Source organism: Thermostichus sp. MS-CIW-15, from assembly GCF_054060575.1.
In genome coordinates, this window is record NZ_JBSSDI010000014.1 from 1 (window position 1) to 25036 (window position 25036).

Consider the following 25036-nt stretch of genomic DNA (forward strand, 5'->3'; position numbering starts at 1 on the left):
GTGAAGACTTCTTTACTACTGATCAATCCATCCTCCTTCCGAAGTTGGTTTGCTAAGTGCTGCTATTGTACCCCTTGAGTCCTTAACAGGCTGTAAGCTCAACCACTTTACGGTCATTTCGGCTGATGGAGTTTCTCTTTCCTGACAGAAGCCAAAACCAGTGGTACACTACCGCTACGGTGAGTTGGTCAGATTGATGGCAGGGATCCCTCATTTCTATTGGCGTTGGGCTAGGTGGGCTACACCGGCTCTGTGGGCGTTGCTGCTGTCGCCTGCTCCTATGGCTTGGGCTTCTGCTCTGGAGGTGCCTCAATTTGATCTGAGTGTTGTCCGCTCTCGTTCTTTGCCGTGGCGGCACCCGCTCCCTTGGCCAGAGATAGGGGATCCCAACCCATCTGAAGCTGAGGTCGAGGCGGCGGAGCATCTTTTCTTGGAGTTCACCCTCGAAGAGAGCAACGCCGCCATTGCCCTGTTCGGGTGTGATTGCCCAGCCCATATCAACCAACTGCGACGACTGCGCGGCCTGCCCTTGCTGTGAACGGGGGAGAGCTGACGGCCCCTCTGAACAGCACAGTTTGTATATTGCTAAGGCTGAGGTTCTCCCCCTGCTCAGTAGCCTGCTTCCGCGCTTCAGTTCGCGGATGGTCTACATAGCCCTGAGCCGGTGGAGTTTTGTCAGGCAGGGAGGCAAGCTGTCCCTGGGCATAAATCCAGTCAGGGCGTTGTGGGGATTGGCACAAGACAAGGGCTAAGCGGAGGGATCCGGTAGGGGCCTACGGTCTACCGGTTGCGGCTCCTCTTGAGGGGTGAGGGTTTTCAGTTCTGGCAGCGCCGTTCCTGCCGGCGCGTCAGCAGCAGGGCTCTCGGCAAAGTTGCCCGGCAACGGTGTCGGCGAGCTGGAGCCGGCGCGGTTCAGCTCCTGCAGAGCAGCTTGGGCCGGCTGAAACTGGGGATCCAGTTCCAGGCAGCGCTGCAAACTGGCCTGGGCCGCCTCCCGCTGGCCGGCCTGTAGTTGGATTAGCGCCAAGGTATGCCAGAAGGCGGGCCGCTGCGGCTCCAGTTCTGTGGCCCGTCGGGCGTCGGCTAGAGCCAGCTCCAATTTCCCCAGCTTCAGGGCCTCCCAGGCGCGGTTGTTGAGGGCCACCGCGTCTTCTGGGGTGAGCTGCAAAACCCGCGAGTAGGCCTCCACCGCTTTTTCTGCCTCTTTCAGGTCGCCATACACTAGCCCTAAGGCAAACCAGCCCCAGGGATCCCGTTCGTTGAGGCGGGTCATCTGTTGGGCGGCAGCAAGGGCTTCTTCCAACCGGCCCAAGCGCCGCAGGCTGGTGATCTGGCCAAACCAGCAGGCAAAGCTGCCGGGACGCTGTTGCACCAGGCGCCGGAACTGCTCCAGGCTGGCTTCGTATTGCCCCAGCTCCTGCTGGGCCACCGCCAGGGCGTAGCGAGCTGGGAAGTCCTCTGGCCGGATTTTCAGGGCTTCCTCGAAGTGAATGCAAGCCTCCCTCAGGTAGCCCAATTTCTGGAAGGCCACGCCGCGGGCATACCAGCTTTTGGGGTTGTCGGCGTCGTAGCGCAGAGCACGTTCCAGGGCCTTGCTGGCCAGCCGATACTGCCCCAGGCGCAGCAGAGCCACCCCTAGGTTGTGGAGCGTAATGGGATCCCGGCGGCGCAGCCGCAGCGAGCGCTTGTAACACTCGATGGCCGAGCGCAGCCGCTGGCAGTGGAACAGGGCATTGCCTTGGTAGCGCCAGACCCGGCCACTTCTGGGGTTGAGCTTCAGGACGCGGGCAAAGCTGGCCGCCGCCGAGCTGGGCCGCCGCAGCCGCCGCAGCACGATCCCACGCGCCAGCCAGGTGCGGGGCTGTTGGGGGTTGTAGCGCAGCGCCTTGTTCAGGCTGTTGAGGGCCAGCTTGGGCCGCTTCAGTTGCATGAGGCGAATGCCGCGATTGTGCCAGGCCAAGGCATCTTCGGGGTTGCTCTCCAGCACCTTGTCGTAGTTGACCACCGCCGCTTTGTACTGGCCCAGGCGCCCCAAAATCAGGGCCAGGCGCAGCCGCGTCTCCTCGTCGTAGGGGTTGATGCTCAGGGATCCGTTGTAGCTGTCCACCGCCTCGCGGTAGCGGGCCAACTGCACCAGCACATCGCCGCGCCGGCTCCAGGCCAGGGCAAAGTTGGGATCCATGTTCAAGGCACGGTCGTAGGCGGCCAGCGCCTCGCTCAGGTTGCCCCGCTTGCGCCACTCCTCGGCCCGCTCAAATTGAATGTCGGCGCTGTTCCACTGAAACAGCCGCTGAATAAATTGCAAAATGGCAATCTTGCGTGCTCCTTCCTCCGGCGTGGCAGAGGGCATTTCGCCGGTGGCAATGCGCAGGATGGCCATTTGAATGGCCCGCAAAAAGGCCTGGAACCCCCGCACCTCCTCATCTTCAGGGAGTTCCTCGCGGCGACGGTATTGCAGCCGAAATCGCTGCAGATCCCCGGGGGCGGGAAAGCTGGGATCCAAAAAGTGCATCAGCTCCCGGGCCCGGTACTCGAACAGCACCGGATCCTCATCGGAGCCGCTAAAGTCCAGCAGCGGCGCTTCTGCCAGGGGGCGGGGCAGCTCGGCGGGCGTGTGCAGCAGCGTCAGCAGGCGCTGGTTCTGCCGGGGCGGGGCGTGGGAGAAGCCGCTGTAGAGCTCATCTCTGGGCCAGGGATTGGCGACAAACTCCGGCGAGGCCACCACCCCGACCCAGCGGCACTGTTCGATGGCCAGTTGCAGCTCCAGCCGGCGGTCGTCTCCTGGCTGTAGCATCCAGCGGTCAAACCAGACCTTGAAGCCCTCCCGATCCAGCCGCTCCGCCAACTGCCGCGCCCAACGGGCCTGGGCCCGGTGGTAACGCAAGAAGAGGTCGAACTTGTAATGCTCGGAAGACATGAACGCCCGCTCGCTGCTCTTTTCCAGCTTATCTTTGCCACCGCCTCGGCGGCTTGGGGCATTGCCCTTCCCCGGCTGGGGGATAAGGCACCAAGTTTCTGTCAACCCTTTTGCCGTTTGCGCCAGCGGGACGGAGTCCTTCGATGGCCAGACCAAGATCGGCGATAGTTGAGGAAGGGTTGGTCAGGAGGGGGAGATGGTAAGCGGAGCGCTGGCGATTGGGGCTGCAATTGGCTTGGTGGTTTTGCTGTTGGAAGCGATTCGCTATCGCCGCTGGGGATCCCTTCGCCGTTGGCAGCCGGCAGTGGGGCTGGGCTTGGCAGCCTTGGCGGCGCTGGGGGCAGGGCTGGGACAGTTGTCGGAGCCGATCCCGCTAGCGGTGTTGCTGGGGGGACTGGTGGGGTTGGGTCTGCTGGGCTTGAGCGGCTGCGGGCGGGCCGGGCAGGGGCTGGCGGTGCTGCTGTTCAGCTTGGCCAGCGTGTGGGGCCTAGCCCGCGGTGCTTTCGAGGAATCTGAGGCGGGAGCTGCTTTTTCTCTGCTGCTGTGGGGCTGCGGCCTGGGGATGGGCTTGGTGGGGATCCCGTTGCTGGGCTGCTTGGCCGAGGCGGAGATGCTGTCTGTGCTGATGGGTCTGGGCCAGGGCTGGAGCGGCATCGCCGCCTTGACCTGGGGATCCCGCCTGCTGGAGATGGGCTCCCCCCAAGATCTCCCTTGGTCGGTGCTGCTGCCGGTGGGGCTGGCTGCCCTCAGCCTGCTGGCGGGCACGCTGCCCCTGCTGATCCTCCCCGTTCCCGCCAGCGGGACGGAGTCCTCGCGCGACAGCGAGGTGGGCTCCAACCGGCTGCTGTCGGCCCTGGGGCACGGTGTGGGATGGCTGGTGGCGACGGCGCTGGCTTTGGCCCTGGTGCGCAACGGGCTGTACCAGGATCCCTTTTGGGCGCTGCTGTACGGGGCGGGGGTGCTGCTCTCGTGGGCTCTGCTGGCTTTGGAGGGCGGGATCCCGGCACCCGAGGGGAAAGAGGCCTTGCTCTGGCGGGCCTGTGTGAGCCTGACGCTGGTAGGCGGTGGGGCGCTGCTGGCGCTGCGGCTGGGGGGATCCTACGGGGCGGCGCTGCTGGGGCTGGGGTGTCTGGCTTTTCCCAGCCGCTGGGGGGCAATGGCCGCCCTGTTTTTGTCGGCCCAACCCCTGCTGCAAAACCTGCTGCACCAGTTCAACCTGCAGGTGGCCGGGATCGACCTCACCCAGCCCTATGTGGCGGCGGCGCTGTACCTGGGCATGGCGAGCATGGGGCTGGCAGCGCTTGTCCACTGGGTGTACGGGCAAGACAGGCCGCTGCCGACGGGGATCGGCCTGACGCTGGCCAGCCTGCTCCTGCCGCTGGGGGTGGGCTATTTCGTCCACGCCCAGCCGCAGGCGGCCTTCTTGCTGGCAGCCTTGATCACCGCCTTGATCTTGGCAGCGCTGCAGCCCATAGCCCTAAACCAAGAAAGGGGAAGGGCACCTTGGACAGGGACCCAAGCTTTGGGCCTGGCTATGCTTGCCATTTTGGGCTCCAACCTCAGCCGCAACTGGACGGTGACGGGGTTCTATGCCACCCGCCTGGAGCGGGCCCTGGTGCTGGTGGTTCTCGTCGGGATCCTGGTTCTCTGCCTCTTGCTTGGGCAGGGCTGGCGCCTGTGGCAGTCCAGGACTGCATCCCGCTAAATGCCCACCCTCGCCTGTTGGGGCTCCCAGACCGTGAAACCTGTTCCTCTCGGCACCCGCGGCACCTGGCAAGGGATCCCCGGCCCCGAGCAAACGGCAGAGGCCCTGGGCAACCCCGGCGTGAGGGTGATCGGATCCCCGGCGCTGTTGGCGCTGATCGAGCGGTGCGGCCACAACACCTTGCAGCCCTTCTACGAGGGGGAAGAAGCCGTCGTCGGGATCCGCTTTGCCCTGGAACACTGCTCGGCAGCCGTGGTCGGGGATCCTCTACACGTTCAGGTTGAGGTTGTGCAAGCGGTGGGAAGGCGCATTGAATTTCAGGTGAAGATCACGCAGCAGGGGCGCTTGGTCATGCAGGGATCCTATACCTGTCAGGTGGTCGATTTGCCCCGTTTTCTGGCTCGCTATGGGCTGGCCTGAGGTCATCCAGCGCCTGGCAGGGCTGTTGCTGGTCACGGGGTTGGGGCTGTTTTTGTTCTGGCCACAACAGCTCCTGCTGCGCTACCGCAAGCCTTGGCAGGGCCCCCTCGCCTGGGTTGGGGAATGGCGCGGGTGGAGGGGCTTGGCTCTGCGGGGCAGCCGTCGGGGTTGGGAATGGCGCTGCGGGTCCCTATACGTTCGCGGGCATTGGCCAGCCTGGGTGGGCTGCCGTCTCTCCTTTGCCGACTGGCCTCGCTTCTGGCCCCTTCTGAGGCGGTTGGCCGAGGGGATCCAGATCCAGTCCTGGCGAGGCGGCCTGGAAATCGGCTTTGCCGACCCGGCCTTGACGGGGCAGTGCCTAGGGCTTTTGGCAACCCTCCCCCCCTCGCTGGCTTGCCACCTGCGCTTGACCTTCGCCCACACCGGCTGGCACGGACAGGGATCCCTGCTGCTTTGCTTTCGCGCCTGGCGAGTGCTGGGGCCGGCCTTGGAATTGGCATGGCTCATCCTGCGCAGCAGCCGCTCGAGGATCCGATAGAACTCGTCAGCCCTCTCTTGGGCTCTTGCAGCAGCCCAACTACCAGTCATCATCGATGTCTAGAATTTTCCCGGCTCTGCCATCGATTTTGACCTCAATGTCGTTGGCAAACCCCACCTTCCAAACCCAGCGCCCATTCTCCCGCTCCAGTTCGACTTCTTCAACGGAAGCAGCGGGAACAACTAAGCGAGCAATCCAATAGTTTCTTCATCGATTGCTGAGACAGAAGACTGGGCAAAAACCGGCTCTGGGCCGGTCTTGAGGCCAGCCAGCGGGTTGCCGACCAGCATCGCAATCATCAAACCTAGATAGATAACAGCAGGTTTTAGAGAAGTAGGGGAGCTCGAGGGGCAATAATCCCCTCAATAAATATTGAGGGGAGGATGCCATCAATTTCAGGTTCAACCCTCTGAGAACCGGATGGTCTCACGTCGGCCTGGGCAGGTTTTGCAGCGCAGGATCCCCAGGGCAGCGGATCCCTTCTCATCTAGAGCCACCTCTGCTGGGGATGCGACAGCTCAGCCTTAAAGGGCTCTCCAAGGCAAAAGCAGGGTGAAGGAAAAAACCGGTTGCCACCCCCCAGGCAAATCTCAACCCTGCGGAGCAAACCCCTGCTAGACTGTTGAATTAAATACACAACCTAAAAAGCCGGCCAATAGCTGGCTGGTCTTCTAGCTCAAACCCTTCAGGTTGAGCGCTCGGTCGTCTTCAGTGGGGAGAAGATATCGTGGCAACAGGGGCCTATGCACTGGTGGATAGCCTGCATCGACATGGGGTGCAGCACATTTTCGGCTATCCAGGAGGAGCGATCTTGCCCATCTACGACGAGCTGTACAAGGCCGAATCCCAAGGGCTACTCAAACATTTCCTAGTCCGCCACGAACAGGCCGCCGCCCATGCTGCCGATGGCTACGCCCGCGCCACCGGCAAGGTGGGGGTGTGCTTCGCCACCTCGGGGCCAGGAGCAACCAACCTGGTGACGGGCATTGCCAATGCCATGATGGACTCTGTGCCCATGGTGGTGATCACCGGCCAGGTGCCCCGCCATTTGATCGGCACCGACGGCTTTCAGGAGACCGACATCTTTGGCATCACCCTGCCCATCGTCAAGCACTCCTACGTGGTGCGGGATCCGCGCCAAATGGCTCGGATCGTGGCCGAGGCTTTTCACATTGCTGGCACCGGGCGACCGGGGCCGGTGCTGATCGACATTCCCAAAGATGTGGGGCTGGAAGAGTTCGACTACCAGCCGGTTAGCGAAGTCAACATCCCCGGCTACCGGCCCACGGTGCGGGGGAACCCGCGCCAGATCCACGCGGCGGCCAAGCTGATCCTGCAGGCCAAGCGGCCCCTGCTCTACGTGGGGGGCGGGGCCATCATCTCGGGTGCCCATGCCGAGATTGCCGAGCTGGCCCACACCTATCAGATCCCGGTGACCACCACCCTCATGGGCAAAGGGGCCTTCGATGAGAACGATCCCCTCTCGGTGGGGATGCTGGGCATGCACGGCACCGCCTACGCCAACTTCGCCGTTACCGAGTGCGACCTGCTGATTGCCGTGGGGGCCCGCTTTGACGACCGCGTAACCGGCAAGCTGGACGAATTTGCCAAGCACGCCAAGGTTATCCACATTGATATCGACCCGGCAGAAGTGGGCAAAAACCGCACTCCGGACGTGCCGATTGTGGGAGATGTGCGCACCGTCCTGGTGGAGCTGTTGGCGCAACTGAGCAAAATGCCCCACACCCCTGGCCAGACGCAGGCTTGGCTGGAGCGGATCGAGCGCTGGAAACGGGACTACCCCCTGCAGGTGCCCCGCTATGAGGGCGTGATCGCCCCGCAGCAGGTGATCGATGCCTTTCGTCGCCATGCTCCCCACGCCTACTACACCACCGATGTCGGTCAGCACCAAATGTGGGCGGCGCAGTTTCTGCGTAACGGGCCGCGCCAGTGGATCTCCAGTTCTGGCCTGGGCACCATGGGCTACGGTTTCCCGGCGGCCATGGGGGTCAAAGTGGCCCTGCCCCACGCCGAGGTGATCTGCATCAGCGGCGACGCCAGCTTCCAGATGAACATGCAGGAGCTGGGCACGGTGGCCCAGTACGGCATTGCCACCAAGGTGGCCATCATCAACAACGGCTGGCAGGGCATGGTGCGGCAGTGGCAACAGGCTTTCCACGGCGAGCGCTATTCTCACTCCGATATGGCGGCGGGCATGCCAGATTTTGTCAAGCTGGCCGAAGCCTTTGGTATCAAGGGCATGCGCGTCGATCACCCCGATCAAGTGGACGACGCTATCCAGGAGATGCTGCGCCATGAGGGGCCAGTAGTGGCTGATTTTGTGGTCAAGCGGGACGAGAACTGCTACCCGATGGTGCCCGCCGGCAAAGCCAACTACCAGATGATCGGCCTGCCGGAAAAGCGGCAACTGGAGCAAGCCGCCGAGCTGATTTACTGCCCCAATTGCGGCACCAAAAACCCCAGCCTGCACAAGTTCTGCGCCGAGTGCGGCACCAAGCTCTAGAACCGGCAGGGCTGGCCATCAGGGCAGGGAAGTTGGGATCCCTTCGCAACAAGGCCCGCCCTCGGCAGCGGAAAGTCCGCAGGGATGCCGATGATGGCTATTTCAAACTGCAGTCGTTTCAAACCCGATTGAAGAAAACACTTCCCGAGCGCGCCTCTGCTGCGACCAACCCCAGCCCATCGTCCAAGAGGAAGGGGGGGAGTGAGGCTCAAGTAGTCGGAAATTCTTTTTTCCACGCGGTGCGGGTGGAAGTTGCCAAAAGGTTCCGGCCTTACCCAATGGTCAGAGGGGCCGGTAGACACGGTAGTTGAGGTTGGGGAAGATGTTGTCCATGTATTCCACCTTGGCCAGCCACTGCTCGTCTTCAGGGGTGGCTTTTTCTCGCCGAAACTGGCCGGCTTGGATCTTCTCGTAGAGGTGATTGAAGCGCAGCAGGTGGGATTTGGTGCGGCGTACCGCATAGGGAACCATCGTCCCCGTGCGCATGATGAAGGCCCAGTCGGAAGATTGGGCCAGGAGCAATTCCCGCGCCGCCTGGTTCAGGGCCCGCCACTCCAGGTCATCGGCAGGCTCGCGGCGGCTCAGCTCGATCATCCGCTCGGTAGCCTTGTGCAGGTGGGGGTAGATCCAGGCGTTGGTGGGGTTGAGCCAGTACTCGTGGAAGCCGCGCGCCCCCCAACTGGACTGGGCAGGTTTGCACACCTGGTGGGTGGGGTTCTCCCGCAAGTACTCCGCCAGGTGAGTCATGCGATAGGTATTTTGGTCGAAGTAGCTCTTGCGAATGAGGAAATCCAAAAACCAGGGGCCCTCATACCACCAATGGCCGAACAGCTCGGCATCATAAGGGGCCACCACCAGCGGCGGACGCCCCATGACGCTGTACAAATACTCGATCTGCCGCTGGCGGTTGAACATGAAGTTGCCCGCATGTTCTGCCGCCTTCTCCCTGGCCCAGTAGGGATCGTAAAGTTGCTTCTGTCCCAGATCGAGGTTGCGCCCCGTGATGCGGTGGTACTTGATGCCGGTGTTTTTCCGCTGGCCGTTGGGCATGATGTAGGGCTTGATGTACTCGTAGTCGGCCTCGTACCCCAGGTCTTTGTAGAACTCGCGATAGACGGGATCCCCAGGGTAGCCCACCTCCGCTGACCACACCTGCTGCGAAGACTCGTGATCCCGACCGAAGACGGCAACGCCAGTCTCGGTGAAGATGGGGGCGTACATGCCGTAGCGGGGCCGCGGCTTGGCATAGAGCAAACCGTGGGCGTCGGTGATCATGTAGCGCAGGCCGGCATCGGCGATCATCCGCTCCAGCCCCTGGTAGTAGGCGCACTCCGGCAGCCAGATCCCTCTTGGCCATTGGCCAAAGTGTTCGTTGTAGTGCTCGCAGGCCACGATAAGTTGGGCCCATACCGCCTGCGGGTACATCTGCATCAAGGGCAGGTAGCCGTGGGTAGCCGCGCAGGTAATGATCTCCAGGTTGCCGCTGTCTTGAAACTGTTTGAAGGCCCGCACCAGATCCCGGTCGTAGCGCTCCCAGAGATCGCGCACCATGGCAAATTGCTTGATGTAGTGCTCGGCCAGGTAGCGAATGTGGCCGTTGGTGGCGTTCTTGTCGTATTCCAGTTGGGCCAGCTCTTCCAACTTGGTTAGGTAGTGGTCGTAGCGCTCCTGCAGCAAGGGATCCCGCAGCATCGACACCAAGGGTGGCGTCAGGGACATGGTGAAGCGAAAGTCGATGCCATCTCGCCGCAGCCCCTCGAACATGTGCAGCAGCGGGACATAGGTCTCGGTGATGGCTTCGTAGAGCCATTCTTCTTCCAGCACGAAGTCCTGCTCAGGGTGGCGCACAAAGGGCAGGTGTGCGTGGAGTACCAAGGCGAGATAGCCCATCATAGCGGCCAGGGATCCTCAGGTAGGAGAAGATAACCGAGCAAGCTCCCCTTCCCCGGCAATAAATCTGTAGGGAAGGTTAAGAGCGGCATTGCTACCTATCGTCCAGCATTTCCCCCTTGTGGTCAAGGGCTGGGATCGCTGGGGATCGCTCAGCGGTGGCGAATGAACTCGTAGATCTCCAGGTATTCTTTGCCGGGGTAGTTCCAGGAGTAGTCGTAGCTCATGCCCTGGACTTGCAGTTGGCGAAACTGGTCGGGAGCGGTGTACCACAGGTCGATGGCCCGATCCAGCGCCGACTCCAGAGCCGCGCGATCCGTGTGGTAGAACACGTAGCCATTGCGCTGCTCCGGCAATTTGCGAGTGTCGTAATCGCGGTCGAAAACGGTATCCACCAGGCCGCCCACGCCCCTCACCACCGGAACCGTGCCGTACTTGAGGCCGATCATCTGGGTAAGGCCGCAGGGCTCGTAGTGGCTGGGCACCACAAGGATGTCTGCCCCCGCATAGATGAGGTGGGAAAGTTCTTCGTTGAAGCCCAGCTCGATGTGAACATCGGGGTTGTCGTTGAGGTAGCGTTTCTCATGGGCAAACCAGGCGCCGATCCCCGGCTCCGTGGCGGATCCCAGCAGCACGAATTGGGCATTTTTAAACAGGGAGCGGTAGATGGCATGATGCACCAGATGCACGCCTTTTTGCTCGTCCAGCCGCCCAATATAGGCCACAATGGGCTTATCAACATCTTGTAGCCATAGCTGATCCCGCAGTGCTTTTTTGTTTTTGGCCTTGTTTTCCAAAGTTTGCGCCGTGTAGTGAAAAGGAATAAAGCGATCGATCTCAGGGTTCCAAATATCGTAGTCGATGCCATTCAAGACGCCGCGAAACTTGTGCTGGTGCAAGTAAAGAGTGTGTCCCAGTCCATAGTTGTAATTACCAAATCGCGCTTCCAGGGCATGGGTGGGGGAAACGGTGGTCACGAAGTTGGAAAAGACGATCCCGCCCTTCATAAAGTTGAGGGCAAAGGGGTTAAAGTTATCTCGCAGGCGGTCGTAATGAAAGTAATAGGGCTCCCGGTTGAGGCCGGTGGCCCAGAGGATTTCCGGGCCGCCAAAGCCTTGGTGTTTAAAGTTGTGGATGGTGTAGCATACCCGCTGGTTTTCCATGCCGTGGTACTTGTAAATCTCAAAGAGCAGCACCGGCACCAATCCTGTCTGCCAATCGTGACAATGAATGATATCGGGGCGCTTATTGCTTTTGAGAAGAAACTCCAGAGCCGCCTTGCTGAAAAAAGCAAAGCGCATGTTGTCGTCCGGGCAGCCGTAGTAGCAGCCACGATTAAAAAAGTTGTCGCCGGAGTGGGGCTCAATAAAAAAGCAAAGGCGGCCATGTACCCAGCCGCAGTACACCGAGCAGTGAATAGCTCCCCCATACCAGGGCACCCAGAGGTCGCGATAGGCGTCGTGCAAGCCCCAGATCTGGTCGTAGCGCATCGTGTCGTACTTGGGCAAAACCAGCTCGACACAGTGGCCCCGCACCTCCAGCTCGCGGCTGAGGCCGTACACCACATCCCCCAGCCCCCCCGCCTTGATAACCGGGGCGCATTCAGACGCAATCTGCACGATGTACATTTCGCGCTCTCCCGTAGCACCGCCTTACTTTTCTTCACAAAAGATAATCTCTTTTGGCTTCTACAGCCCATCCCCCGCCTCAGCGAAAAGGGATCCCTGTCCGGGGATCCCTTCCTTGCCTAACAGGTGGCTAGCTCAATCTCTGGCTGCGCTGCCTACGGGTTTGGCTGGCGGCTCAGGCATCTGCCTGGGATCGCTCAATACCACTGCTGGGCATAGAGGCGCTGCACCAGATAGAACACGAACAGGGGCACATCGACGCGACGCTCGTCGATCATAAAAGACTCAATGGTGCTGGCCGGGGATCCTTCAATAGCGCAGCGGAAGAACTTGGGCCCATTGAGGGATCCCTCGGCAAAGAGGACGCTAAACTGCTTTTTGCCGCCGGCAAACGAACCAATCAGCGTCTTGCCCTCCAGCCGCAGTTGCAGATCGGTGACGCCGCGTTTCTGAAAAGCGGCGATGGTTGCCGGGATCACATCTTCTGCAATGAGTTGCTCGAAAGGCTTCTCTTCCTTGGCTGGTTTTTTTGCTGCGGCTTTGGGCGAGGCTTGGGCAGTGTCAGTCTCCTTGGGAGCAGGGTTGGCGGCCTCAACCCGGGCCGGCTTTTCGACAGCGGTTTCCTGGGCGGGGGTAGGTTCTCCAGACATGGGCTGATACTCCGATAACAGGTCAACGATTGGCGTGCGGGCTGGCAGGCCCAGAGTCAGGGATGGAAGAGAGGCTAACCTTTGGGGATGTACTGGCCGACAATTTCTTCAGCAGGGATCTGGGGGAAGCCCATGCTGTAGTTGGGGGTACGCCCCTGCAGGTTGTAGGCAATTTCCCCTTGCTTGAGGAGAGAGCGAATGAAGTGTTCCAGGTCAGAGCCGATGCGCCGCAGGTTGTACTCAGTCAGATCCCGGCCCCTGTACTCTTCTACCAATTCCTCAAAACGAGCATAGACCTTCTGCAAGGCGGCATCGTTCCAGACCAGCTCGTTGTCGGGATCCACATCGAGGGTGAGCAGATCGTCGCGAGGCACAAAGTGGTTATCGGCGGTCACCTCGCCAGCAAAGATGTGAACGTGGCGGGTGGTGCATTTCAGCATGGCTGTCTCTCCGGTCGAGATCCTACGCCTTTCTTCAAGGTATCATTCCTGGCGCCGAGGTGGGATCCCTTGTCGTCCAGATCCCAGAAAGTTGCCCAGGCCAATCTCCCCACCCAACAATTCTGGGGAGAAGCGGGATCCCTCTGGCACAGAAGAAGCCTAAAAGTACGGCTGTCGGCTGCGTAGCCGGTGTTACTGGAAAAATTTAAAAAGCCGGACTACCTTCCCCAGGGAAACCTAAGCTTGTTTATGAGATAACCCATGGTTGTTCTAGGCAGACTGGATCAAATCAGCGATATTCTGCTTCATCCTACTGCAAATCACATCAAGGGGCAGGTCGTTCGGATCCCGTCCAAAGGGGTTCTCAATTTCAATGCCGATCTCCTCGACGCCAAACAGCATAAAGGCCAGCAGCCCGACAATGGGGCCGGTCATCCAGCCCAATCCCTCCACCATCTGAAAAGGCAAAGACAAACAATACAGCAGCAACAACTGCTTCAAATGTAAGGCGTAGGCCATGGGCGTTGGGGTCATGAGAATGCGCTCGCAGGCGCCCAGGACATCGACCATGTTATTGAGCCGCTCCACCATGATCGTTAGCTGATAGACTTCAACGCGGCCTTTTTGGTATTGGCGCTGTAGGTAGTCTCCAATCCAAAAGGCAATTTGCAAGGAGGGATGGTTGAGGTTTTTAAGACGTTGCAACTGCTCTGGGCTGAGGAGGGTCTGAAGCTCATCTGGCAAAAATTCTTGGCGCAGATGTTGCTTCATGGCGATGGCAAAAGCAGGCAGGAGATAGAGGATTTTGATTTTTTCTTCCCGATCGTCTGGCTGCTTCTCTTCAATGGCTACCCAAATCAAGCGGGCTAAGTTGCGCACGTTGCTCACCACGCATCCCCAAGCTTTTCGCTCCTCCCAAAACCGCTCGTAGGCAGTGTTTGTCCGAAACACCAGCATCAAGCCAAAAACGATGTTGGGCACGAACGCCACCAACGAGGACAGCGCTATGGGCAACCCCAGCTTGTAGAGAACGGAAACCAGCACTCCCAGGAGACCACAGATGAGGGTGCGAGGCAGCACTGCCGGCACAACCGATCCGTGCAACTGCAGGGCCAAGCGAAACCAACGCAACCCATTTCCCGATAGATACTGGCGAATCCTGGTGTGGCGTCGGCAAGCCTGCCCCCTGATCCTACTACCGTCATGGCAACGGTTGTTGACCGAAACCTTGGCGGCGCAGGCCCCCCTCTTCCCCGCCGTATACGGGGGGATGAATCCCTTGACCTGACGGGGCAACTTCCAGGGTCTCAGGAGTCATTTCAAGCTAGTTTAAGAGGTTCTCTTTGCTCTCCTCAGGTTGAGAGGCAGGGATCCAGAAGTTGCTCTGCAGCAGAGGGGCGCCAGTGGGGGATTCGCTCCCGCCTGCCGGTTCGAGGGTAATCCAAAGGCGGGTCGGCTGCTGTGAATGGGTGGGCTGGCTGAGCCATTGCAGGGATCCCTCGGCGTTGACGGTGAAGGTGCCGGCGCTTTCCAGGCGCTGCCCAGCCGACTCCAGCCACAGTTGGTAGGTGGTTCCCGGGGGGGCAGGGGGCATTTCTGAAGCCAAGAGCAACACCTGCTTGGCGCGGGGCGACCAGAGAGCTTGTACCAACAGGGGGTTGCGGAAGCTGGGGTCGCGCAGAAGGGTTCGCCGTACCTGCGGTTGTCGTTGCCACTCCTGATAGAGCCGTTGAATGGCTACCGACTCCCCCTGCCAGCGCAGCCGCCAGTAGGCCGCTGTTATGGCCACTGCGTAGATCCCTAACCCTACTAAGCTGCCCCAGAGAAGGCGCCGCGGCCACCAAGGAGGTGCGACCCGGATGGAGGCAGGGGCGGGCAACCAGCTCCAGCGCCGCAAGCGTTCTTGGGCTTGAAAGGCCGTCAACTCGTAAAGCCACAGGGCCACCGAGCGATCCCGCTGCAGGTCAAAGGCCTCCGCATGTTTCCAGCAGAACTCAAACACCTGGCGCACCACCTCTTCGGCCTGGTGAGGCTGCTTGAGAGTGGACAGCGCGATCTCCAGCAGGCGCTTTTGGTAGCGATCCTTAAGTAAAAAGTGGCTGCGGCGATCCCGCAGTTGGATCTGGCGCATCAGCTCGAAATCGGTCGGCTCCGCCATAGCCCCCCATCTGCTGCGCCTGTCCAGCCCGGCTTTGGGTCAAGCGGTAGCGCCAGGCCGGTAGCTTTTTCAAAAATATACATCAGCCCTGGATCCAGCTCACCGGCAAGCCGACTTCATTTTGTTGCGGCTGGTGCAGATGCCGGCCGTGCAACTTGCGGTATCCGCTTTTACTCGCACCTATCTCCTACAAAACGAGGAGCCGACCCAAGACACCATTTTTTCAGTGCAGATGCCCTCAGGCGGCATCTTTCTCGACCACCTTCTCCGCTTCTACCTTCAGGGACTCCGTCCCGCTGACGCGATCGGCACCGGCGGTGGGCTCGTCATCGCTGCTGGGGTTGTTCATCTCTTGCTTGAAGCTGCGCAACGCTTTGCCGAAGGCGCTGCCCAACTCCGGCAGCTTCTTGGGGCCGAACACGACCACTGCAATTATCCCAATCACGGCCAGCTCTGGCAGGCCCATGCCGAAGATGCTCACGGCCAGGATAGGTTCGCTCGACAGCAGGATAGCCATAAGTCCCCAAAACCCCAAAAATAGAACAAGCCAACCAACCTCGCTGGCAAGGAGGGGAATTATCCCCTCCCAACTCTAGCAGGTTTTCCCGGGGGCAGAAAGGTTTGGCTGCTACTGCCATGGCTCTGGAATCCATGAGCTGCCAAAAGCGGCAGCCGACGACCGCTAGACTGAGATTGTTGCTTTGTTGAAGCTTGCCGATGGGCTTTCTCCTGTCTGCCGAACAAGTGCTTCAGTTCGTCACCAACCAGTGGCAGGATCCCTATGCTGTTTTGGGGCCGCAGCAGATAGAGCAGGGGGAGACGTCCTTCTGGCTGGTGCGGGCCCTGGTGCCCAATGCCAAACAGGTTTGGTTGGTAGAACGCGCCACTGGGCAGGCCTACCCCATGCAGCCGCTGCATCCAGAAACGTTGTTTGAGCTGTGCTTTGCGCCTGGCACGCCGGTTCCAGACTACTTTCTGCGGGCGCAGCGGGTCTGGGATCCGGAGGGCCAGCACTTGGAAGAGTGGGAGGATCCCTATCGCTTTCCCCTGGAGAAGGTCAACCACATCGGTGAGCTGGATCGCTACCTCTTCAACGAGGGCAACCACCACCGCATCTACGAGAAGTTGGGCGCTCATCCCATCAGCGTAGATGGGGTTCAGGGAGTCCACTTTGCCGTCTGGGCTCCCAACGCCCGCAATGTCAGTGTCATTGGCGACTTCAACCACTGGGATGGCCGCCAACACCAGATGAAGCGGCTGGGCGAAAGCGGCATCTGGGCGGTGTTCATCCCTGGTGTTGGGCCAGGAGCCGTCTACAAGTACGAGGTGAAAACTGCCTGGGGGGATATCTACGAAAAGTCAGATCCCTATGGCTTTCAGCAGGAGGTGCGACCCAAAACCGGCTCAATTGTAGCCGACCTCCACACCTATACCTGGCACGACCAGGAGTGGCTGGAAAAGCGGGCTGCCACCGACCCCCTGCGCTCGCCCATCTCGGTGTACGAGGTGCATTTGGGATCCTGGATGCACGCTTCCACGGAAGACCCCCCCGCTGATGGGCACCTGGTGCCGGTGGAGCAAAAGCCCAACACCCGCTTTCTTACCTACCGGGAGCTGGCGGACAAATTGATCCCCTATGTCAAGGAGCTGGGCTTTACCCACATCGAGCTCTTACCCGTGGCCGAGCACCCCTTCGACGGCTCCTGGGGCTACCAGGTTATTGGCTACTACGCGGTAACCTCCCGCTACGGCTCGCCCCAAGACTTCATGTACTTTGTCGATCGCGCCCACCAGGAAGGGATCGGCGTCATTGTCGATTGGGTGCCGGGGCATTTCCCCAAAGATGGGCATGGGCTGGCCTTTTTTGACGGTACCCACCTCTACGAATATGCCGACCCCCGCAAGGGCGAGCACAAGGGCTGGGGCACTTTGGTTTTCAACTACGGCCGCAACGAGGTGCGCAACTATCTAATAGCCAATGCCCTCTTTTGGTTTGACAAATACCACATCGACGGCCTTCGGGTGGATGCGGTGGCCTCAATGCTCTATCTGGACTACGACCGCAAAGAATGGATCCCCAACTGCTACGGCGGGCGAGAACACCTGGAGGCCATCGACTTTTTTCGCCAGCTCAACACCCTTATTTTCAAGTACTACCCTGGCGTTCTTTCCATTGCCGAGGAATCCACTGCCTGGCCAATGGTAACCTGGCCAACCCATGTGGGTGGTCTGGGCTTTAACCTCAAGTGGAACATGGGCTGGATGCACGACATGCTGAATTATTTTCGCATGGATCCCTGGTTCCGCCAGTTCCATCACAACCTAGTGACTTTCAGCCTCATGTATGCCTTCAGTGAAAATTACATGCTGGCTTTTTCCCACGATGAGGTAGTGCACGGCAAAAGCCACATGTTGGGCAAAATGCCAGGGGATATGTGGCACAAGTTTGCCAGTTTGCGGGCCCTCTACGGCTACATGTTCACCCACCCCGGCAAGAAAACTTTGTTCATGAGCATGGAGTTTGGCCAGTGGAACGAGTGGAATGTTTGGGCAGATCTAGACTGGGAGCTGCTGCAGTATGAGCCCCACGCCAAGCTGCGCCACTACGTAGCCACTCTCAACCAGCTGCTGCGCTCGCAACCGGCTCTCTACACCCAAGACACCAAGCCGGAAGGATTCCGCTGGATCGACTGCAGCGACCATCGGGGCATTATCTCTTTCATCCGCTATGGGGAGGATCCCAAGGAGTGGCTGGTGGTGGTCTGCAACTTCACCCCCGTGGTCTGGCCAAACTACCGCATTGGGGTGCCGGAGCGGGGGTTTTACCGGGAACTGCTCAACAGCGACGCGGTAGAGTTCTGGGGCAGCGGGGTTGGCAACCTAGGGGGCAAGTGGACGGATGACTGGCCCTACCACAACCTGCCCTACTCGCTTGAGCTCTGCCTGCCCCCTCTTTCAACCTTGGTGCTGAAGTGGCAGCCGCCCCAGCTGGCGGAGGATTCAGGCGAAAACAAAGCTATGCTGGAGTGAGTACGGCCTTCCCTGCTCATTGCCATGCGAGATCTGCTGCGCGACATCCTTCGAGACTATTCTGGCTTTGTGGAACTGCGCTACCACAGCAAAGTCTTTCGCAGTGTCACGGCGGAAAAGGGCCGCATTGAGCGCACAGCGGTTCGACGGCGCTCAGGTGTGGGGGTGCGGGTGCTAGAAGCCGGCACCTGGGGCTTTGCCGCCACCGGGGATCCCTCGCCAGCAGCCATTCGCAAGGCCATTGCCGAAGCTCAGCAAGCGGCCCGCGCCAGCGCCGACTGCCGCAGGCAGAAGCTGAAGGCTTTGCCCAGCGTATCCCTGGCCCAGGGGGAGTTCTGCGAGCCCGGCGTGGAGGAGGTGGTCAACAAACCCCTGGAGGCCAAGATCCAGTTGGCTCTGGAAACAGAAGCCCAGGCGCGCAAGTCTTCCGCCCGCATCACCTCCGCCAGTTGCACTTACAACGAGATCTACGAGGAAAAAGCCATTGTTACTACGGATGGGGCGGATGTGGCCTTCCGGCTGGTGCGCCCTGAGCTGCGGATCCAGGCGGTGGCCGAGGCGGATGGCCAACTAAGCAGCGGTACTGAGTCCATTGGCGTGACGGGGGGGTGGGATTGCCTTTTTCGGACGGATCCCTTGCAGATGGCGGAGAAGGCCGCTGCCACAGCCGTCGATCTCCTCTCTGCAGGCTATGCTGAGGGGGGATGGGCCACGGTCATCTTGTCCCCTTCCATCGTGGGGCTGCTGGTGCACGAGGCCATTGGCCACACGGTCGAGGCGGATTTTGTCTTGGCCGGCTCGGTGGCAGCCGGCAAGCTGGGGCAGCGGGTGGCCAGCGAGCTGGTTACTCTCAAGGACTCTGGCCGTTCTGAATTGATGCCGGGGGCAGGGGGAACGCTGCCTGTGGACGATGAGGGCGTCCCCACCCAAACCACCACCATCATCCAGAACGGCATCCTGGTGAGCTACCTGCACAACCGCGAAACGGCTGCCCACTTCGGCGTCGAGCCCACCGGCAATGCCCGCGCCTGGGAGTACGCCGATGAGCCGCTCATCCGCATGCGCAACACCTATCTCGAGCCGGGATCCCAGACATTGGAGGAGATCATCGCCAGCACTCCCGACGGCTACTTCCTGGATGGGGCCAGAAACGGGCAAGCCGACTCCACCGGTGAGTTCATGTTTGGCGTGGAGCGGGCCTACCGCATTCGCAACGGCAAGCTGGCGGAGCTGCTGAGGGGAGTTACCATCACGGGCAATGCCTTTGAGGTGTTGCAGTCGGTGGATGCCGTGTCGCGGGATTTCCGGTGGGACTTGGGATCCGGCCACTGCGGCAAGGGTCAGCCGGCCAAGGTAGACGCCGGAGGGCCCTACATTCGCTGCCGTGCCATTGTGGGGGGCCGACAGCCTGCTTAGCCCTCACCCCCAGCCCCTCTCCCAAAGGGAGAGGGGAGTTAGGGAGCAACTCTTAGAACCAGCCGGTCGGCTTCCCACTGCTGGAAGAGGCGGAGGACGTGGCCGGCTCTCTCGCGATGGTCGGCCAAGATCTCGGCGCCGGAACGAGCTTGCTTGGCCAATGGCAGCAGCAGCTCCACCACCTGGTAGCGGCTAGAAGCGATCATCTTGCCCGGGATGCGGGCGATGGGCCAGAAGATGTCCATCTTTTGGGTCACGATCTGGGCCGGATCCACTTTGCCCAGCAGATCCGAAAAGGGGATCTTTTGATCCCAGTAGCGCACCTTGCCGTACTGGAGAAAGAGGGGGTTGAGCTGCCAACGGGAGCTTTGGAAAAACTCGGGAGTAAAGGGATCCCAATGGGCCAACTTTTTGCCCTGGTGGCAGCACCAAAAGAGATTTTGCGTGTGGTAGAGGGGCTCCAGGTACTCGATGACCCGCAGTTGGTCAATGCGGGCAAGGGCCTCGTAGCGGCGGTGGAACTCCGGGTGGGTGGCGGCAATCAAGGGCCTGGCGTTCCAATAGTCCAAGTAGGGGGCGACATCGATAAACTCCAGTCCCGCCTGGGCCACCAGGTCGGGGATCTCGCCAATGTCAAAGGGGATGTCGTTGGCGTGGAAGAAGTTATCGACGATGTTTTCATCTGGTAAGTAGTACTCTTCGTGGGCCTTGGCGTGCCGGGCCAGCAGGGAATTGGGATGGGCTGCCTTTAATAATTGCCGCACAAATTCGATCTTTTCCGGCGTGGCCGGTGGGGTAATCCCCAGCAGCTCCAGAGCGCGGCGAATGCGGTAGAGGTGCCAACGACCAGAACGGTTGTAGAGCATCAGGGCCATTACCCCGTCAGGGGCCAGGCGCGAGGCCAGGTTCTGCAAAGCCTTGACCGGATCGGCGGTGTGGTGAATTACCCCATAGGAGCTGATCATGTCGAAGCTCCCCTCCGGCCAGGTGGAGGGATCCATGAGATCGCCGTAGTGCACCGAGCAGTTGCGCAGGCCGTGGTACTTGATCCGCTTCTGGGCAATCTCTAGGGCCGGGCGACTGAGGTCGATCCCGACCACGGCGCCATAGCCGGGGTTGCTGGCGGCAATGCCGTGCACCTCCCAGCCGGTGCCACACCCGGCCACCAAAAACCTGGCGCCCGTCGGCTCTTGTAAGGTGCGGGTGCGGGCATATTGGGCCAACGTATAGCTGCCCAGGCTGGAGAAGCCCTCAAAGGGTTGGTCGTAAGGCACAGGCGGGTAGGGAAACGCCTCGTACTGGGCCTGCACTGCCTGGGTGATCTCCGCTTCGCTTGCCAAAGGCACGTCCTCCCACCTCTTCCCCCCTATCCTAAGAGTCTTTGTAGATTCTTAGACCGGTTTTGGCCGTCAAGTCGGCCCGTGTCGGTCGGCAGCAGGGCAGGGCTAGGCCGCCGTCAAACTGTGGGCAGCTCGCCGGTAGGCCTCCTCCAGCGTCTCTGCCAAGGTGGGGTGAACATGCACCAGGCGGGCCAGCTCTTGCACCGTGGCGCGGCGGGCGATGGCCTGGGCTGCCTCGTGGATGAGATCGGCGGCATGCGGCCCAAAAATGTGGGATCCCAGCAAGAGGCCCGTCTCTTTATCAAAGACCAGCTTCACCATGCCCTCAGTCTCGCCAGCAGCAATGGCCTTGGAGTTGCCGCCAAAGTAGGTGCGCACCGTGCCTACGCTATAGCCCTCGGCTTTGGCCTGCGGCTCGGTTAGCCCCACAAAGCCCATCTCCGGATGGGTGAACACCGCCGCCGGGATGCTCAGGTAATCCATGTAGGCAGGGCGGCCACAGATGTTTTCCACCGCCACCCGCCCCTGCGCTGCCGCCGCGTGGGCCAGCATCATCTTGCCCGTCACATCCCCAATGGCCCACAGGTGGGGCAATTCGGTGGCCATGCGGCTATCCACCGGCACAAAGCCGCGCTTGTCCGTAACAACCCCCAGCTCCGCCAGGCCCAGCCCTTCTGAGACCGGGATCCGCCCAGCGGCCACCAGGCAGCCATCCACCTGCAGCGTCTCCCCGTTGGAGAGGTGGATCGTCACCGGCTGGCCGGGGATCACCTGCTTGGCCAGCACGCCCACATAGGTCTGGATCTGGCGGGGTTTAATCAGCACCCGCTGGGCCAGGCGGGCAATGTCGGGGTCAAAGGCCGGCATCAGGGTCTCCAGCGCCTCGATGAGAATAACTTGGGATCCCAGCGCCGTGTAGACGTCGGCAAATTCCTGGCCGATGTAGCCGCTGCCGATGATGGCCAGCCGCTCCGGGATCCACTCCAACCGCACCGCCTCGTCGCTGGTAAACACGGTGCGGCCATCCACCTGGATCCCCGGCGGCACAAAGGGTCGAGAACCCGTGGCCAGGATCACATCCCGCGCCGTGTAGGTCTGGGATCCCTTCTCTTCCTGGACTTCGACCGTTTGTGGCCCCGCCAGCCTGCCCCGCCCCCGCAGGATTGTTACCCCCAGCTTCTCTAGGGAGCGGGTCATGTCGGTGCGGATCTTCTCCACCACCTGGGCAGCATGGGCAGCAATGGCTCCTCGGTCGGCCTGGACGGATCCCACTTGGATGCCCAGCTCAGAGCTGTGTTGCAGTTCCCGCAGACGTCCGGAGGCGGCCAGGAGAGCTTTGGAGGGGATGCAGCCGCGGTTGATACAGGTGCCGCCCATTTCCGCACCTTCGACGATGGCGGTTTTGAGGCCGGATTCGACGGCATGCAGCGCCGCGCCATGGCCGCCGACGCCAGCACCGATGATGATCAAGTCAAAATCAAAGCTCATGGCGAGACTTGGATAACCGGTGCCTCATTTTCTCATCTTGTTGGCCTTCCCAGGAACCTGGCTGAGAGCATCCAAACCATGAGGTAGCATAGGGTCGCTTGCCCAGTTGACAAGAGGCTGGCGGGGTGGGAACGGGGGATGCGCATGGAACTGCAGGCGTTCATTTTTGATGTGGATGGCACGCTGGCGGATACGGAGCGGGATGGGCACCGCGTGGCTTTCAACGCCGCCTTTGCCGAGGCAGGGTTGGACTGGCACTGGTCGGTGGAGCTCTACGGCCAGCTCCTGGCCATCACCGGCGGCAAAGAGCGCATTCGCCACTTCGTCCAGACCTGCCAGCCGCCCCTGCCTGCCGGCGAAGACCTGACCAGTCTAATAGCCCGGCTGCACCAGGCCAAGACCCGCCACTACACAGCTCTGTTGGCCCAAGGAGGGATCCCTTTGCGCCCCGGCGTCAAGCGCCTCTTACAGGAAGCCAGAGCCGCCGGGATCCGCCTGGCCATCGCCACCACCACCACGCCCGAAAACGTGACGGCCCTTCTGGAGCACACCCTGCCAGAAAGCCTGAGCTGGTTTGAGGTGATCGCTGCCGGCGATATTGTCCCCGCCAAAAAGCCAGCCCCCGACATCTACTGCTACACGCTGGAACAGATGGGGCTGCGCCCCCAGGAGTGCCTGGCCTTTGAGGACTCGGAGAACGGGCTGCGCTCGGCCCAGCAGGCGGGCGTCCCGGCCGTGGTGACAGTAAACAACTATACGCGGGAGCAAGACTTTTCGGGAGCGGCTTTGGTGTTGGATCACCTAGGGGAGCCTGGGCTGCCGTTTCAGGTGTTGGCGGGAAGGGCGGGATCCCACAGCCACTTTACTCTGGAGCTGGCTCGCCAAGTCCACGCTCAAGCCCTCGCCGGACAAGAAAAGTGACCCGAGAGCCCAATCTGCAACAGCGCCTCCGGGAGCACCTGCAGCAAGTAGCTCAGCCCCGCGATCCCGACTGGTCGCCTTTGGGCCATCGGCAGGTGGAGCAGTATGTCCAAAAACAGCTTTCCGAGTGCGGCCCGGTGGAGCCCTTCCCCTTTGAGGCCAATGGCTGCCAGCACCGCAACTGGATCTTGAAGTTGCCCGGATCCCGCCCGGGTCGGCCGCCTATCCTGGTGGGAGCCCACTTTGACGCTGCCCCGGCCACCCCTGGAGCAGACGACAACGCCAGCGGCGTGGCGGTACTGCTGGAATTGGCCCGCCATTTTGCTGCTGACCCTGCCCCTTCTCCTCTGTGGCTGGTGGCCTTCGACCTAGAAGAGCGGGGCCTGCTAGGGAGCAAAGCCTACGCCCGCTTTCTCAGACAACAGCGCCAACCCCTGCGGCTGATGCTCTCTCTGGAGATGCTGGGCTACCGGGATCCCACGCCCGGATCCCAGCGCTACCCCGCCGGCCTGGAGCGGCTCTACCCCGACCGGGGAGATTACATCGGTCTCATTGGCAACTGGCCCGCCCTGGGGGATCTGCTTAGGCTGCAGCGCGGTTTTCAGCAGGTGGGGATCCCGTGTTGCTGGCTGCCAGCCGGCCAGCGGGGTTTGTTCCTGCCGGTTACCCGCCTCAGCGACCACTCCCCCTTTTGGGATGCGGGCTACCCTGCGGCTATGGTGACCGACACCGCCTTTTTGCGCAACCCCCACTACCACAAGCTGAGCGACACCCTCGAGACCCTAGATCTTGCCTTTTTGAGTGGGGTCTGCCGCGGCTTGAGGCAGGGTCTTGGATCCCTCTAAGCCGTGAGATCCCTCGATTCCCAACTCCCCTCTCCCTCTGGGAGAGGGGCTGGGGGTGAAGGCCAGCGGCGCGGGGCGCTTGGGCAGGCCTCCTCAGTACGGAGATCGCTCCAGGAGTTTCGCGATCCCTCGACTCCCGCTTGGGCGACAGAGGGAGATAATAGGCGGCATAGGCAAAGAGGGGAAAAGTTTGCCAAAAAACCTCCCTTAGCCTTTTGGGTCAAAACTTTCACAGGAGCCTTTTTCATGAATACCTTCGCCCAAGCCCCCAAAAAGTGCGTCTCTGCCGTTTTCAAAGAAGAAGCCAAAGTCCAAGAGTGCATCCAGCGCCTGCTCAACCGCGGTATCCCCAACGACCGCATCTCCATCATTGGCCGCAACTTTCAAACGGAAGCCAAAATTACCGGGTTTATCACCCGCAAAGATGTGGTTCTCGATGGCTTGACCAGCGGCGCCATCTACGGATCCCTGTTTGGATCGCTGCTGGGGCTCCTCACGGGGGTAGGGGTGCTGTTTATTCCCTTTTTGGGGGCGGTGGTGGCCGCCGGGCCACTAGGAGCGGCGCTGCTGGGGGCAACCGGTGGCGCTCTCTACGGGGCGCTGGGAGCGGGGCTGGGATCCGCCCTCATTGCCCTGGGCATGCCACAGGAGAAGGCCGCCATCTACCAGACGCGGGTGCAGGCGGGCGAATTCCTGTTGGTGGTGCAGGTGCCGGAGGAAAAAGCGGGCGAAATCTACTTGCTGCTGCAAAGTGCCGGCGGCGAAGAGGTGGCCACTGCCGACTTGAACTTGCCCAGCGAGCCAGAGGGATCCCTGACTCCCGAAACCATCTCCCCCGAGATCCGCGCCGATCTCTCAGAAGAAGCCCAGCAAACCTTTGTGGAAGCCTATAACCAGGCCAAGGCAGAGGGCAGCCCGGTCACCCAGGCGCTGCTCAAGGCTTGGGAAAAGGTCAAACAAGTTTTCACAAGAGACGACAAGGGGATTTTCTCCAGGCGCAAACCCTAGGGGAGTGCTCTCAGGGGCAAGGACAGAGCTAAGTGTTTCTCCCTCGCTCTGGGTTTTCCGATTGCACCTCTAGCCTGAAGGTATCCTAAAAGCCTTAACCTGATTTCGTAGGGGTGAG

21 protein-coding genes are annotated in these 25036 nt (G+C 61.0%); 10 read left to right on the forward strand and 11 right to left on the reverse strand.

The genetic code is table 11. The features are described from left to right. Positions 1-280: 280 nt before the first annotated feature. Positions 281-538 carry a hypothetical protein gene (locus tag ACVW0R_RS06720; protein WP_049749773.1) on the forward strand — a complete coding sequence of 86 codons (258 nt, stop codon included), beginning with the start codon at positions 281-283 and terminating at the stop codon, positions 536-538. 210 nt (positions 539-748) lie between these two features. On the opposite strand, the gene ACVW0R_RS06725 is transcribed toward ACVW0R_RS06720, so the two are convergent. Further along, a complete protein-coding gene (locus tag ACVW0R_RS06725; RefSeq protein WP_457501839.1) occupies positions 749-2917 on the reverse strand; it encodes a tetratricopeptide repeat protein in 2169 nt (722 codons plus the stop codon). 196 nt (positions 2918-3113) lie between these two features. Here ACVW0R_RS06725 and ACVW0R_RS06730 point away from each other — a divergent pair, with 196 nt between their 5' ends. The 3 genes from ACVW0R_RS06730 to ACVW0R_RS06740 are packed head-to-tail and all read left to right on the forward strand — an operon-like array spanning position 3114 to position 5580. Then, positions 3114-4622 (forward strand): hypothetical protein, encoded by a 1509-nt coding sequence (locus tag ACVW0R_RS06730; protein ID WP_457501840.1) that lies wholly within the window; start codon positions 3114-3116, stop codon positions 4620-4622. A gap of 33 nt (positions 4623-4655) precedes the next feature. Beyond that, positions 4656-5042, forward strand: a complete 387-nt coding sequence (locus tag ACVW0R_RS06735) for a thioesterase family protein (protein WP_099813344.1) — start codon at positions 4656-4658, stop codon at positions 5040-5042. Beyond that, the gene (locus tag ACVW0R_RS06740; protein WP_011430890.1) at positions 5029-5580 is read left to right on the forward strand and encodes a hypothetical protein; all 552 of its coding nucleotides are present in this window, start codon (positions 5029-5031) and stop codon (positions 5578-5580) included. The genes ACVW0R_RS06735 and ACVW0R_RS06740 overlap by 14 nt, the downstream gene beginning before the upstream one ends. A gap of 39 nt (positions 5581-5619) precedes the next feature. Here the strand turns inward: ACVW0R_RS06740 and ACVW0R_RS06745 are convergent, their stop codons facing one another. Further along, the gene (locus ACVW0R_RS06745) at positions 5620-5775 is read right to left on the reverse strand and encodes a PepSY domain-containing protein (protein ID WP_346426067.1); all 156 of its coding nucleotides are present in this window, start codon (positions 5773-5775) and stop codon (positions 5620-5622) included. 532 nt (positions 5776-6307) lie between these two features. Here ACVW0R_RS06745 and ilvB point away from each other — a divergent pair. Continuing rightward, a complete protein-coding gene (ilvB, locus tag ACVW0R_RS06750) occupies positions 6308-8104 on the forward strand; it encodes a biosynthetic-type acetolactate synthase large subunit (RefSeq protein WP_457501841.1) in 1797 nt (598 codons plus the stop codon). A gap of 282 nt (positions 8105-8386) precedes the next feature. Here the strand turns inward: ilvB and ACVW0R_RS06755 are convergent, their stop codons facing one another. The 7 genes from ACVW0R_RS06755 to tatA form a co-directional block, all read right to left on the reverse strand. Further along, a complete protein-coding gene (locus tag ACVW0R_RS06755; RefSeq protein WP_011430886.1) occupies positions 8387-9994 on the reverse strand; it encodes a glycoside hydrolase family 57 protein in 1608 nt (535 codons plus the stop codon). A gap of 152 nt (positions 9995-10146) precedes the next feature. Continuing rightward, on the reverse strand, positions 10147-11622 hold the full coding sequence (gene glgA / locus ACVW0R_RS06760) for a glycogen synthase GlgA (RefSeq protein WP_011430885.1): 1476 nt from the start codon (positions 11620-11622) through the stop codon (positions 10147-10149). Between the two features lie 197 nt (positions 11623-11819). Continuing rightward, positions 11820-12272 carry a DUF2996 domain-containing protein gene (locus ACVW0R_RS06765; RefSeq protein ID WP_099813003.1) on the reverse strand — a complete coding sequence of 151 codons (453 nt, stop codon included), beginning with the start codon at positions 12270-12272 and terminating at the stop codon, positions 11820-11822. 74 nt (positions 12273-12346) lie between these two features. After that, positions 12347-12712, reverse strand: a complete 366-nt coding sequence (locus ACVW0R_RS06770) for an NAD(P)H-quinone oxidoreductase subunit M (RefSeq protein WP_011430883.1) — start codon at positions 12710-12712, stop codon at positions 12347-12349. 270 nt (positions 12713-12982) lie between these two features. Then, positions 12983-13843: a bestrophin family protein gene (locus ACVW0R_RS06775; RefSeq protein ID WP_457501842.1), complete on the reverse strand. Its 861-nt coding sequence runs from the start codon at positions 13841-13843 to the stop codon at positions 12983-12985. A gap of 193 nt (positions 13844-14036) precedes the next feature. Continuing rightward, entirely contained in the window at positions 14037-14870 is an 834-nt protein-coding gene (locus ACVW0R_RS06780) for an anti-sigma factor domain-containing protein (protein WP_011430880.1), read from the reverse strand. A gap of 238 nt (positions 14871-15108) precedes the next feature. Continuing rightward, positions 15109-15387, reverse strand: coding sequence for a twin-arginine translocase TatA/TatE family subunit (gene tatA, locus ACVW0R_RS06785; RefSeq protein ID WP_011430879.1), 279 nt, complete (start codon positions 15385-15387; stop codon positions 15109-15111). 200 nt (positions 15388-15587) lie between these two features. Here tatA and glgB point away from each other — a divergent pair, with 200 nt between their 5' ends. After that, the gene (gene glgB / locus ACVW0R_RS06790) at positions 15588-17900 is read left to right on the forward strand and encodes a 1,4-alpha-glucan branching protein GlgB (RefSeq protein ID WP_099813004.1); all 2313 of its coding nucleotides are present in this window, start codon (positions 15588-15590) and stop codon (positions 17898-17900) included. A gap of 24 nt (positions 17901-17924) precedes the next feature. Next, the gene (locus ACVW0R_RS06795; RefSeq protein WP_457391510.1) at positions 17925-19316 is read left to right on the forward strand and encodes a TldD/PmbA family protein; all 1392 of its coding nucleotides are present in this window, start codon (positions 17925-17927) and stop codon (positions 19314-19316) included. Positions 19317-19354: 38 nt separating this feature from the next. Here the strand turns inward: ACVW0R_RS06795 and ACVW0R_RS06800 are convergent, their stop codons facing one another. Further along, a complete protein-coding gene (locus ACVW0R_RS06800; protein ID WP_240527345.1) occupies positions 19355-20662 on the reverse strand; it encodes a class I SAM-dependent methyltransferase in 1308 nt (435 codons plus the stop codon). 99 nt (positions 20663-20761) lie between these two features. Then, positions 20762-22144 carry a dihydrolipoyl dehydrogenase gene (gene lpdA, locus ACVW0R_RS06805; protein WP_457501843.1) on the reverse strand — a complete coding sequence of 461 codons (1383 nt, stop codon included), beginning with the start codon at positions 22142-22144 and terminating at the stop codon, positions 20762-20764. Positions 22145-22288: 144 nt separating this feature from the next. Here lpdA and ACVW0R_RS06810 point away from each other — a divergent pair, with 144 nt between their 5' ends. The 3 genes from ACVW0R_RS06810 to ACVW0R_RS06820 all read left to right on the forward strand — a co-directional run bounded on the left by ACVW0R_RS06810 (position 22289) and on the right by ACVW0R_RS06820 (position 24918). Next, positions 22289-23065, forward strand: coding sequence for an HAD family hydrolase (locus ACVW0R_RS06810; RefSeq protein WP_011430872.1), 777 nt, complete (start codon positions 22289-22291; stop codon positions 23063-23065). Beyond that, positions 23062-23910 (forward strand): M28 family peptidase, encoded by an 849-nt coding sequence (locus ACVW0R_RS06815; RefSeq protein WP_457501844.1) that lies wholly within the window; start codon positions 23062-23064, stop codon positions 23908-23910. Before ACVW0R_RS06810 ends, ACVW0R_RS06815 begins: the two co-directional genes overlap by 4 nt. A 246-nt stretch (positions 23911-24156) precedes the next feature. Continuing rightward, entirely contained in the window at positions 24157-24918 is a 762-nt protein-coding gene (locus ACVW0R_RS06820; RefSeq protein WP_457501845.1) for a ChaB family protein, read from the forward strand. Positions 24919-25036: the final 118 nt, after the last annotated feature.

What these genes read in the sequence shown, in the direction of transcription:
- ACVW0R_RS06820 (WP_457501845.1), top strand. Translation starts at nt 24,157, where the DNA reads ATGAATACCTTCGCCCAAGCCCCCAAAAAGTGCGTCTCTGCCGTTTTC.
- glgA (WP_011430885.1), bottom strand. Translation starts at nt 11,622, where the DNA reads ATGTACATCGTGCAGATTGCGTCTGAATGCGCCCCGGTTATCAAGGCG.
- lpdA (WP_457501843.1), bottom strand. Translation starts at nt 22,144, where the DNA reads ATGAGCTTTGATTTTGACTTGATCATCATCGGTGCTGGCGTCGGCGGC.
- ACVW0R_RS06755 (WP_011430886.1), bottom strand. Translation starts at nt 9,994, where the DNA reads ATGGGCTATCTCGCCTTGGTACTCCACGCACACCTGCCCTTTGTGCGC.
- ACVW0R_RS06730 (WP_457501840.1), top strand. Translation starts at nt 3,114, where the DNA reads ATGGTAAGCGGAGCGCTGGCGATTGGGGCTGCAATTGGCTTGGTGGTT.
- ACVW0R_RS06765 (WP_099813003.1), bottom strand. Translation starts at nt 12,272, where the DNA reads ATGTCTGGAGAACCTACCCCCGCCCAGGAAACCGCTGTCGAAAAGCCG.
- ACVW0R_RS06795 (WP_457391510.1), top strand. Translation starts at nt 17,925, where the DNA reads ATGCGAGATCTGCTGCGCGACATCCTTCGAGACTATTCTGGCTTTGTG.
- glgB (WP_099813004.1), top strand. Translation starts at nt 15,588, where the DNA reads ATGGGCTTTCTCCTGTCTGCCGAACAAGTGCTTCAGTTCGTCACCAAC.
- ACVW0R_RS06740 (WP_011430890.1), top strand. Translation starts at nt 5,029, where the DNA reads ATGGGCTGGCCTGAGGTCATCCAGCGCCTGGCAGGGCTGTTGCTGGTC.
- ACVW0R_RS06720 (WP_049749773.1), top strand. Translation starts at nt 281, where the DNA reads ATGGCTTGGGCTTCTGCTCTGGAGGTGCCTCAATTTGATCTGAGTGTT.
- ACVW0R_RS06770 (WP_011430883.1), bottom strand. Translation starts at nt 12,712, where the DNA reads ATGCTGAAATGCACCACCCGCCACGTTCACATCTTTGCTGGCGAGGTG.
- tatA (WP_011430879.1), bottom strand. Translation starts at nt 15,387, where the DNA reads ATGGCTATCCTGCTGTCGAGCGAACCTATCCTGGCCGTGAGCATCTTC.
- ACVW0R_RS06725 (WP_457501839.1), bottom strand. Translation starts at nt 2,917, where the DNA reads ATGTCTTCCGAGCATTACAAGTTCGACCTCTTCTTGCGTTACCACCGG.
- ACVW0R_RS06810 (WP_011430872.1), top strand. Translation starts at nt 22,289, where the DNA reads ATGGAACTGCAGGCGTTCATTTTTGATGTGGATGGCACGCTGGCGGAT.
- ACVW0R_RS06780 (WP_011430880.1), bottom strand. Translation starts at nt 14,870, where the DNA reads ATGGCGGAGCCGACCGATTTCGAGCTGATGCGCCAGATCCAACTGCGG.